The following is a 10,969-nucleotide window of genomic DNA, read 5'->3' as shown; positions in this document are numbered from 1 at the left end:
CATTTACTTTGCAGTAGTGAAGATATTGGTACTTACTTTACGCATACCGTATCCGCCTGTTGATGGTGGTTCTATGGCGATGTATGCTGTTATTCAGGAGCTTACCAAAGCAGGAAATGAAGTAACCTTACTTTCTTTGAATACGAACAAGCATTTTCAAGCAATATCGAACTTAGAAAATTCTGTAAAGCAAGTGATTTCTGTGCCGATTAACACCGCAATTAAGCCCAAAGATGCACTTTTGAACTTATTATTTTCAAAATTACCTTATAATGTTGCTCGGTTTTTAAGTGTTGATTTTAGCCGAATTTTACAGCGGATTTTACGCGACCATACTTTTGATGTTATTCAGTTAGAGGGTGTCTATTTAGCTTTGTATTTAGATGCAATCCGTCATATTAGCCAAACGCCGGTTATTTTACGGGCACATAATTTAGAATATGAGATTTGGGAACGCATGGCAGCTACGGAAAGAAATATCTTAAAACGTTGGTATTATGGTATTTTAGCCAAACGCGGGAAGATATTTGAGCTGCAATATCTCAATCAATTTAATGGTATAGTGGCGATAACTGCCAAAGATGCCCTTTCTTTTCAGCAGTTTGGCGCAAAGTGCCCTTTAACCGTTGTGGAAGCCGGAATAAACTATCAGCAGTTATCCCAAGAGTCAACACCTACGCCAGCCCAAACCGCAGCTTTTATTGGCAGTTTAGAATGGTTGCCCAACATACAGGGCTTAGAATGGTTCTGCCAAAACGTATGGCCTATCGTTCTGCAAAAAATCCCCCAAGCTACGCTAACTATTGCAGGCAGAAACCCATCCAAAGAAATTTTAAACTGGAAAAAAGAAAATATCCGCGTAGTAGGTCAAGTTCCTGACGCAGTTCAATTTTTGAAAGACCATTTCATTACAGTAGTTCCATTACTTGCCGGAAGCGGAATGCGCGTAAAAATATTAGAATCTATGGCTTTAGGAAGATGCGTTATCACAACCCGAATTGGCGCAGAAGGAATTGATTACCAAGATGGTAAAAATATAATCATTGCAGATATTCCCGAGCATTTTGCGCAAGCGATCATTACCGTAATGAAAAACCCTGACCAAGCTATCGAAATTGGTAACAATGCTCGAATGTTAGCTCAAAAATATGATTGGCAGATACTTACCCAAAAGCTGCTGAACTTCTACCAACAAGTTGTATGAAAATTCTGGTTGCTCTCTCTCGTTTTCCTTATCCATTGCTAAAAGGAGATCAGTTGCGGGCCTATTACTTTTTAAAAGAACTTAGCCAACATCATGAACTTTATCTATTATGTTTGTCAGATGAAGATTGCCAAGAGCATGAAAATCACATAAAACCATTTTGCAAACACTTAGAAGTAATTCAGTTAAGTAAAATTCGCCAGATAAGAAACTTACTTACCGCAATCGTTGATGATATTCCATTTCAGGTTGCTTATTTTAAGCATCCTGATTTCAGAACCCGTTTTCAGGAATTATCTCAAGAAATCAAGCCGGATATTTGCTGGGCTCAATTAATCAGGGTAGGGGAGAATATTTCAAGCAATCATCAAATTCCGATGTATTTGGATTATATGGATTGTTTTTCTGCCGGATTTCGGAGGCGGGCATTTTTTTCAAATTGGTTTATGCGCACTATCATTCAAGTAGAAGTAGCTCGTCTAAAGCGATATGAAGAATCTATAAGCGTTCATTTTCAGGGTTATAGTATTATTTCAGAGGCAGACAAACAAGCTATGCCGGCAGCCATTCGTTCCAATATTTCGGTGATACCCAATGGTGTTAGCAGTTATTTTTTGGAGGAATTTCCGGGAAAAAAAGACTTAGAATATTTAGTGATATTTACCGGAAATATGGGTTATCATCCCAACATAGAGGCTGCGCGTTATTTGGTAAACAAAATCATGCCTTTGGTATGGCAGCAGCTTCCGGCAGCTAAAATCTGCATTGTAGGCACTAATCCCAGTTCTGAAGTCTTGAAATTAGCTCATGACAAGCGCGTTATAGTTACCGGATATGTGCCGGATATACGCACGTGGCTACAAGATGCGGTTTCTTTTGTAGCGCCATTATTTTCCGGGTCTGGGCTTCAAAATAAACTCTTGGAAGCTATGGCTGCGGGCGTTCCGGTAATAACCTCCACAATGGCTAATGCCGCCCTACAAGCCCCAAATCAAATCGCAATATTGGAAGCTGTTACACCAACAGAATTTTCCCAAGCAATATTAGACTTGCTAAACTTACCCGAAAAAAGAAAGTCTATTATTAAAAATGCCAAAGAATTTGTACGTGAACGGTATCATTGGCCAGCAATAGCCCAAAAATTAACCAGCGAATTTGAGAAAATTACGCATCATTAATCGTTATTTTTTAGCTTTGAAGGGTAGGAGATTATGCTTAGGTATTTTCTTAAAAAATTAATATGTAGTAAAAATTTCTCTTAGAAGAATAAAAAAAGCATTTGGGAAAAGAATGATAATTTTACCGCTAAATGAAACATTTTTGCAAACAGGCCGTAAAACTGAGGTTTAATGATTTTCTTTTTGTATCTTTGTGAAATTAGACAGTCGTTTAAAAGTAGCCGAGATTTAAAGATAGTAGATAACAAGTAGTCGTTTTTAATGAAATCCCTAATTAGTTCAAAACCCGCAGTTGCGTTTATAGGAGAAATAACACAGGAGTTGCAAGGGCTTTTTATCGTGCTTAAGCAGCGAATAGGGTCGCTACATATAGAAAAATTTGATACCGAAGAGCGATTTTTAGCAAGCCAAAAACAACTTAAAAACTCACTTTTTTATCCCATTGCGCTCATTGCCAAATCTATCCCAACAGATACTAATCTATTAAAAGTTGCCCCTAATTGGTTAGAAGTATCCCCAAAACTAACAGAAGACGAAACCTTAAACTTAGCCAATAAAATAGAAAAACTTTACCAGCAGTGCTTTATACTCTCTGAAATTGCTTTTCAGCAGTCTTTGGTAGAAAGAATTCAGTTGTATCTCAACAAAATTGGCGCTCAAAAATCAATTTCCGGCGCAATTGATATTCTATTAACAGATTTAAAAAGCCTGACCGGTGTAAGTAAAGCTGCCTTCATTGGGATTCAGGATAAATCTATTTCAAAGGTCTGCCGTTTTGACACAAACCAAATTCAAAAAATTGATGGAGATTTTTTTGATGATGAACTTCCTACCGAAATGGTAAATAGTTTATTACAAAACCCTTGCGAAATCAATATAGAAAATATTCCGGAAAATCCGCAGTGGAAAAACAATCTCTATTTTAGAGCGAGTAAGACACGTTCTGTTTATGCAACCCCCTTACTGAACGAAAATGAACCTTGGGCGTTTTTGTACCTTGAGCAAAACCAGTTTTTACATTTTTTTTCCATTGAGGTTATTACTTTAATAGAAAATTTAAAAGCCGCATTTAAACCGGTATCCGATAGAATTATTTTAGAAAATAAGATTGAAAAACTTGTACGGGAACAAACTCTACCTTTAAAACAAGAAATAGAACAATTAAGGCAAAATCAATATGATATTGTGAACCATGAGACAAAAGCTACCATTAACCAATTGATAGCCAATATTTCCCATGAAATAAACACACCTATTGCAGCCATTCAAGCAGCTGGGCAAAATCTACAAGGGCTGATTCCCCGCTTAGTCAAAAAAACTCCGGAAATGCTAAACGAATTGGATAACTTTCATCGAAATTTATTTAATCAGTTATTAGATCAGTCTTTTCGTAATCCGATTCTGCTAAACACACGCGAGGAACGGGCGATAAAACGTGATTTTGAACAATATCTGCTAAGTCATTCTGTTTCAGAAGCCTCTCCAATGGCTACGCTTCTGGTGGGTATGAATATAACAGATAGCATTGAGCTATATCTGCCACTCTTTAAAATGAAAAATGCCCATTCTTTTTTAGAACTTGCCTACAAAATCAGCCAATTAAACACGAATCTTAAAAATATTTCTATCGGCGTAGAAAAAACACATAAAATTGTTTTTTCCTTAGCAAATTTTGTTCAGGATGAAAAATTTTCCGAGCTATCTACCATAGACATAACCAAAACAATAGACAGCGTTTTGGAGTCTTACTCCGGTTATTTTAAACACGGTATTGATGTAACCCGAATATACAGCCATAAACCACTGATAGTTTGCAACCACGAAGAATTAGCACAAATTTTTAACCATATAATATTCAATGCAATACAAGCATTAGAACGTAAAGGGAAAATACAAATAGAGGTTTATACAGACCCAATAGATATTCATATAAACATTCAAGATTCTGGCCCGGGTATTGAGCCGGAAGTGCTAAAACGGCTTTTTGAACCCTTTTTTACCACCAAATCAAAAGGCGAAGGCAGCGGATTAGGGCTTTATACCATCAAAAGAATCATCGAAAAATACAAAGGAACAATCAAAATTCAGTCCCAGCCCGGAAGCACTTCCGTTATGATTACTTTCCCCAGAAAACTGATGGAAATACAATTTAACAAAGAAAATCCACTTACCAAAAACTCCTCACTACACCAAAATTAAAACAACCTTTTTGTTCGACTAACTAACTCTATTCTAAGATAAACAGCAAAACATATAGATTCAGAATAACGTAAAAACCTAAAAATAGCCCTGCCAATGAATTGTTTGATTGTAGATGATGAACCCCTTGCACGGTCTGTGATAGAGCAATATGTAGAGAAGATTCCGTTCCTGAAAAAATATAGAAGTTGTGGAAATGTTTTAGAAGCAATCGAAATTCTGGATACAGAGCCGATTGATGTGCTGTTTTTAGATATAAATATGCCGGAAATTACCGGGATAAACTTTCTAAAAATGCGTTCTTTTGAGATTCCGGTGATTATTACCACTGCCTACCCGGATTATGCCATAGAAGGTTATGAACTAAATATCTTAGATTATCTACTGAAACCAATCGCCTTTGATAGATTCTTAAAAGCGGTTACAAAGGCCAAAGAAATTTGGGAACAAAACCGACTTACTCATCCAGAACAAGAAACCGAAATATTCGTCAGAACCGAGCGAAAACTCCAAAAAATCAACCTCAAAGATATTCTCTATATCGAAGCATTGGCAGATTACGTCAGAATACAATGCAGCAATGAAAAAGTTACCGTCCTCAACACCATGAAGTATATGGAAGAACGCTTGCCGGCGGAGTTTACCAGAGTTCATCGCTCATACATCGTTAGACTTGATAAAATCAAATTTATAGAAGAAGACATGATTGTGATGGACCAAAAGCTAATCCCAATTGGAAAATCATACAGAGATAACTTAATCTCTCAGCTAAATATGCTATAGTTATCTATAAATAGAATCAAAGTGATAGTATGCTTTTTTTATAATAATAAATATTTCTTTATTTTTAGTATTTAAAAAAAATGCTAAAAATAAGTTGATATACTCACTAAAAGCAATATCTTTGCGCATCACTTTTTAACAATCTAATAAAACGGATGAAAAACATTAAGAATCTTTTCGTGATTGGCTTAGGCCTCGTGGTAATTTCAGTTTCTTGTAAGAAAAAAGAGGATACACCGGCTCCTTCTGCTTCTAAAACAGAACTGTTATGCAACAAAACCTATACAATGAAAGCATTGACCGCTAATCCCGGTGTAAATATGGGAACTGGTACTCCGGTAACGGATTTATTCTCGTATATTCCAGCTTGCAGCAAAGACGATAAAATTACGTTCAAGACTACCGGTAAAGTAACTACTGATGAAGGAGCGTCCAAATGTACTGCTACTGACCCACAGAGCTATGACGAAGATTGGAAATTTACAACTAACGAATCTATTATCGAATTAACTGATAAAGATGGTAAGAAGAAGAACTATACCGTTATTACCATAGACGGAACGACCTTTAAAACTTCCTATGTAGAGGATGATAGCAGTACAACTCCTCCCACAAAGCGTACTTACACCGTTACGATGCAGAAATAAGCACGTAATTTAAAATACAAAAACCAGAATGAGTTTACTCAGCCAAGTAAACTCATTCTGGTTTTTGTACCTTTGCAAAAATCATAAGAAACGGGTTGCTTTATGCAAACATTAACAATTATCTTGCCGTGCTACAAGCCACCGAATAGCTGGAATGAAATATTTAAGCAGAATAATCAATTAGTGTTACAAAAGTTTTCGGATATTCAGCTTTCTATCTTAGTAGTAGATGACGGTTCGCAGGATAATGATTTAAAAAACACCTTAGAATACTTGCAAAAAGAAAATTCCAATTTTCGATTTATAGGTTATCCGGAAAATCAAGGTAAAGGTTATGCACTTAGAAAGGGAGTTTCAGCAGTTACGTCTGATTATTATATTATTACAGATATTGACTTTCCCTATACAACTGCCAGTATAGCAGCTATTTTGGAAACTTTATAGCAAGGCGCAAATGTAGCCGTAGGTTTTCGAGGAAATGTTTACTACCAAGCTACGCCGCTTCCACGAAAAATACTTTCTAAACTATTTCGGGCAATACTAAAAATAGCCGGAATTTCTATTACCGATACCCAATGTGGCCTCAAAGGCTTTGACAATACAGGCAAAGAAATCTTTCTAAAAACCAAAACAAATCAATTTCTATTTGATTTTGAATTCATTAAGTTAGCACTGAAACGTAAAGATATTTCGGTAAAGCCAGTAGAGGTATTTTTAAGGCCGGATGTTCAGTTTACTTCAATATCTATTGGTGTGATTTTGAAGGAGTTTCAAAATTTTATGCGAATTTTAGTGGGAATATGAACCCGAAATATGATTGGTTATGGACTTTTTTGATAACCTTTGGGCTTATTGCCTGCCTATTTCCGGAAATTGTTTTTTCACCTAATTCGGGGATATTACAAAAAGAACTTAATCATTATGAAGAAGATGCACTAAAGAATTACTATACTTTTTTGTATCATATAAGCTACGATCCAAATATCCTGCTTTTTAAGGGGATGAATTATCCTTTTTCTGAACATATTGTCTTTACGGATAATACGCCTCTTTTAGCCATGTTTTGCTGGACTTTACGATATTTAGGTGTTCCAATATCGAATTATGGGCTGTTCTTTTTTCATTATGCGCTGATTTTTTCAGCTTGTACTGCTGCTGCTGCGTTAGTTAAAATTTTGTCTCGATTTAATTTACCACGTCTGTTTATTATACTTTGGAGCATAGCCTTAGTACTGCTTTCTCCTCAAAATAACAGGTTGATAGCTCATTATTCGTTAGCATATTCGGTTGTGATACCGGTTTTTTTACTGTTTTTATTTAGGTTTGAAGATAAACCTAACTCTTGGGCGCGTTTACTTGTTTTAACTATCTGGATAACTTTAACAAGTATGATTCATTTATACTTCTTGGCTATTCAAGCTATGTTTTTAGTTATCTACGCGCTGTTTCGAACTTTATTTGGAAATGCAACTATTTTAAATTCAGTACGTTTGATAGTTTTGGGTGTTATAGTTCCTTTTGGGTTAATTTTATTTTGGACCAAGTTAGTGGCCAATGTACCGGATAGGCCGGAAAATCCCTATGGTTTTTTAGCTTATCGCGCCCTGTGGGAAGGTTTTTTCTTACATCCTAATACTTTTCTGCACCAACTTATAGAGAAGCTGGGGATCCAAATTCGACCCATTGACGACTTTGAAACCATTGGCTATTGTGGAATAGCGGCATCTCTTGCTACCTTAATACTCATCTTTCGTGGGATTTTTTTACTGCAAGTAAAAAAGTGGTTTTCAGCTTTAAATAATCTTCCAGATAACGTTAAAGCACTCAGGATAATGCTTTTAGCTGCCTTTGTTTTAGGGCTATTTGCACACGGTATTCCGTTTATTATACCCGGACTTGACTTCCTAATGGATTATTTAGGCCCATTAAAGCAGTTTCGGAGCATTGCGCGTTTTATGTGGGTCTATTATTGGGTAATTAATATCTTTTTTGCCATAGAAACCTATCGTTGGTTATCTGCTAAAAATATAAAGCAACCTATTTTGTCGGTAATTCTTGTTATTATTGGGTTTATTCCCATTATAGAAGCTCGTTCCAGTATTTTTATTCCTGTTTATCAGCCAATTATAAAATATGATTTAACAGATAAGCAACGTGATTTTGCTCATTATTATTTATCAAATTCCAAAAAATACCCTACTTTGATAGTTCCGTTACCGGGAATACAGGCAGGTTGTGAATGGATTGGGCGCGAAATAAACCTACCGATTGCAGTACAAACCTTGATGCTGTCTTTACGTACCGGTGTTCCTACTACTGCCGCCCAACTTAGCCGAACATCTCAACGGCAATGTATAGAACAATTTCAAACGGGTCAGGAACTAACCTATCCGGCAACTATCTTTAATAACCTACCGGATAGCGCATCGGTTTGGATGGTAACTCCCCAAAAAATAAATCCATATAACGAACCCGGTTGGAATTTTTTAACCTTACATTCCAACACAATCTACTCAGATACTGGCGTTAAAATATTGGAAATCAAGAATTTTAAGCAGCATTATTTAGAAGCACATAAACTCCAACAACGAAAGCTATCGGATAAATACACATTTTTACAAAAAAATGCTTCTTTGATACGCGGAGAATCGTTACCGATTAAGTCCCAAAATAACTTTCTTTATGAAGGAACACCCACAGTCCAAGATACAGCAACCAATTGGATATTCAGCTTTTGGATGGAGCTTCCCAAACGTGCCGTTACCGGCTTTATGATAAATATCGAATCCAAACAATTTAATCAAAAGCATTTACAGCAGCACAATATATCGTCGTATATGCAATACATTCAAGAAGGCTGGGCTTTATTTGAAGTTCCAATTCAATACAAAGCCAGTAATCCGCTGAAAATAAGTTATATTTACAACAAACAACCGATTGAATTTCACTTTAAATGGGCATCACTACGCCCACACCAATATTCATTTATAGAAAATAAGGACGGTGTACGACTATTCAATGGCCGTCAAATTTTGGTAAATGACTAAATTGGACAGATAACAAACAGGGCGTTTTTTCTGTTTATTTAATATTTGTAGCTATCTAAACAAGCAGTTTAGTTTAGTTTTAATGTTCCGCGTTCTTGGGTTGTTGTGGTGTCAAAACCGCCTCGAGTATTGTAACGCATCTGTATGTGCAGGTAAAACGGCTCTAAACAGTCCCAAAGTTGGGAAAAAATAATATCTGTAACCGGTTCCTGAAAAATCCCGTCATTTCTGAATGAAAATAGATAGTATTTGAGTGATTTCAGCTCAATACAGCATTTATTCGGGATATATTGGATTGTGAGTGTTCCTATATCCGGCAGGCCGCTACCCGGGCAAACAGCCGAAAATTCTTGGGTCTTGATTTCGATAAGCTGTCTGTTTTCCTGCAATAAATCAAAGGTCTTCAGCAGTGCAGCTTTTCCGGCTAAGTCTAAACTTTGGCGGGTATCTGCAATCTGGATTGGGTATGGAGAGGCAAATTCCGGTGTGTCTGAAATCATAAAGGTACTTTTTCAAATAAAATGACCCGCACTTTGTACAAAGAATTGGCACCGGTTAGCTCCATTAGCTGTGAATTATCGTCCATTCTACCCGTCCAGTTGGTTGTTTTGGTGGTTTTCCATTCAATTGTTTTGTCAGGTAGTACTTTTAAGCTGAACCCGCCAAGTACGTCATCAGCTATTTTGATAAATCCGCCGGCATCTTCTTCCCGAAAAGAAACCGTAATGGTAACTCCGGTATTTATATTCGCAGAATATAGTATGGCGTTGGGGCCAATAGACTGGCCGGAACTTATTGACCAATAGCCTTTACTTTCTTTGGGGATTCGGTGAAGTTCATCCTTAGTTTTGTCTTCATAAACGGATTCAACGGTTATATAAAATTCGTCTTCATCTTCGGTTGCACGAATACAATCTACTGATAATAAACGCAATTCTATTTCAAAACTTTTCATAGTTTGTCATTTCTTCTTTGAAGATACAAAGGTATAAAATTTGGTTGTGCCGAAAACCGCGTAAAAAGCATATTTAGAAAGGTTGCCGTTGTATTTTTACAACGTGATTAAACCCAAAAAACACTTAGGGCAGCATTTCTTGCACGATAAACGAATTGCGGAAAAAATAGCCAGCTTGGTAGCTGACCCCCCGGAAGGTTATCTGATTGAAGTAGGGCCGGGAACGGGTGCTTTAACAAACTACCTGCTATTGCGTGGGTTTTCTGTAACCGCTATTGAAAAAGACACCGAAGCGATAGAATATCTTGCTAAACATTTTTCCAAAAATACTAAATTGACGGTGATTCAGAATGATATTTTACTGTATGATTTTCAATCACTTACAAACAGTATTTTGGTTGGAAATTTGCCGTATAATATTTCGGGGTCTTTCTTTTTTGAGTTAGCTTCGGCTTATTCTAAGATTCAGCAAGGTGTTTTTATGATACAATACGAGGTTGCTCAACGGCTAATTAGTCGGCCTAAAAATAAAAACTACGGAATACTTTCTGTATTATTGGGTTATGGTTTTGAGATTTCGATAGCATTTACGGTAGGGCCGGGCGCTTTTTCGCCGCCTCCTAAAGTAACTTCTGCCGTTGTGGTCTTAAAACAACGAAAAACGATACCGACACCGGTTACTAACTGGAAGGATTTCTGTATGCTGGTGAAACAAGCGTTTAGCCAAAGGCGCAAAATGCTGCGAAATACCCTCCCCGAACATCAATTTACGCTTCCTGAAAATCTAAAACAATGTAGAGCCGAAGAACTCTCTATCAATGACTTTGTGTCCTTGGCAAATACCTATACAGAACGGGCACTGAAAAGATAATAAGTCGCTTAGTTTTTCTTAAATGAGCTATTTATACGATAGTGAAAAATAAACAAGACCAATATTTTGCATATTGGATTTTTTA

General features: G+C 36.6%; 10 protein-coding genes. 8 read left to right on the top strand and 2 right to left on the bottom strand.

Annotated features, from left to right (window positions below; all coding sequences use genetic code 11):
* The first annotated feature begins 16 nt into the window (after positions 1 to 16).
* The 7 genes from LC115_00685 to LC115_00655 all read left to right on the top strand — a co-directional run bounded on the left by LC115_00685 (position 17) and on the right by LC115_00655 (position 9,058).
* Positions 17 to 1,204: a glycosyltransferase gene (locus tag LC115_00685; protein ID MCZ2355196.1), complete on the top strand. Its 1,188-nt coding sequence runs from the start codon at positions 17 to 19 to the stop codon at positions 1,202 to 1,204.
* A complete protein-coding gene (locus LC115_00680; protein MCZ2355195.1) occupies positions 1,201 to 2,382 on the top strand; it encodes a glycosyltransferase in 1,182 nt (393 codons plus the stop codon). The genes LC115_00685 and LC115_00680 overlap by 4 nt, the downstream gene beginning before the upstream one ends.
* A 261-nt stretch (positions 2,383 to 2,643) precedes the next feature.
* A complete protein-coding gene (locus LC115_00675; GenBank protein MCZ2355194.1) occupies positions 2,644 to 4,581 on the top strand; it encodes a GHKL domain-containing protein in 1,938 nt (645 codons plus the stop codon).
* A 96-nt stretch (positions 4,582 to 4,677) separates the two neighbouring features.
* Positions 4,678 to 5,364, top strand: a complete 687-nt coding sequence (locus LC115_00670) for a LytTR family DNA-binding domain-containing protein (protein ID MCZ2355193.1) — start codon at positions 4,678 to 4,680, stop codon at positions 5,362 to 5,364.
* Positions 5,365 to 5,519: 155 nt separating this feature from the next.
* Positions 5,520 to 6,011, top strand: coding sequence for a hypothetical protein (locus LC115_00665; GenBank protein MCZ2355192.1), 492 nt, complete (start codon positions 5,520 to 5,522; stop codon positions 6,009 to 6,011).
* 102 nt (positions 6,012 to 6,113) lie between these two features.
* Positions 6,114 to 6,455 carry a glycosyltransferase gene (locus tag LC115_00660; protein MCZ2355191.1) on the top strand — a complete coding sequence of 114 codons (342 nt, stop codon included), beginning with the start codon at positions 6,114 to 6,116 and terminating at the stop codon, positions 6,453 to 6,455.
* Positions 6,456 to 6,811: 356 nt separating this feature from the next.
* Positions 6,812 to 9,058: a hypothetical protein gene (locus tag LC115_00655; GenBank protein MCZ2355190.1), complete on the top strand. Its 2,247-nt coding sequence runs from the start codon at positions 6,812 to 6,814 to the stop codon at positions 9,056 to 9,058.
* 68 nt (positions 9,059 to 9,126) lie between these two features.
* On the opposite strand, the gene queF is transcribed toward LC115_00655, so the two are convergent.
* Both queF and LC115_00645 read right to left on the bottom strand, forming a co-directional pair.
* Positions 9,127 to 9,558 (bottom strand): preQ(1) synthase, encoded by a 432-nt coding sequence (gene queF, locus LC115_00650; protein ID MCZ2355189.1) that lies wholly within the window; start codon positions 9,556 to 9,558, stop codon positions 9,127 to 9,129.
* Entirely contained in the window at positions 9,555 to 10,013 is a 459-nt protein-coding gene (locus LC115_00645; protein ID MCZ2355188.1) for a hypothetical protein, read from the bottom strand. The genes queF and LC115_00645 overlap by 4 nt, the downstream gene beginning before the upstream one ends.
* A gap of 103 nt (positions 10,014 to 10,116) precedes the next feature.
* Here LC115_00645 and rsmA point away from each other — a divergent pair, with 103 nt between their 5' ends.
* Positions 10,117 to 10,884 (top strand): 16S rRNA (adenine(1518)-N(6)/adenine(1519)-N(6))-dimethyltransferase RsmA, encoded by a 768-nt coding sequence (gene rsmA / locus LC115_00640; GenBank protein ID MCZ2355187.1) that lies wholly within the window; start codon positions 10,117 to 10,119, stop codon positions 10,882 to 10,884.
* Positions 10,885 to 10,969 lie beyond the last annotated feature (85 nt).

The organism is Bacteroidia bacterium (assembly GCA_026932145.1).
Lineage (GTDB): Bacteria > Bacteroidota > Bacteroidia > J057 > JAIXKT01 > JAIXKT01.
This window is presented reverse-complemented; position numbering and strand designations above follow the sequence as displayed.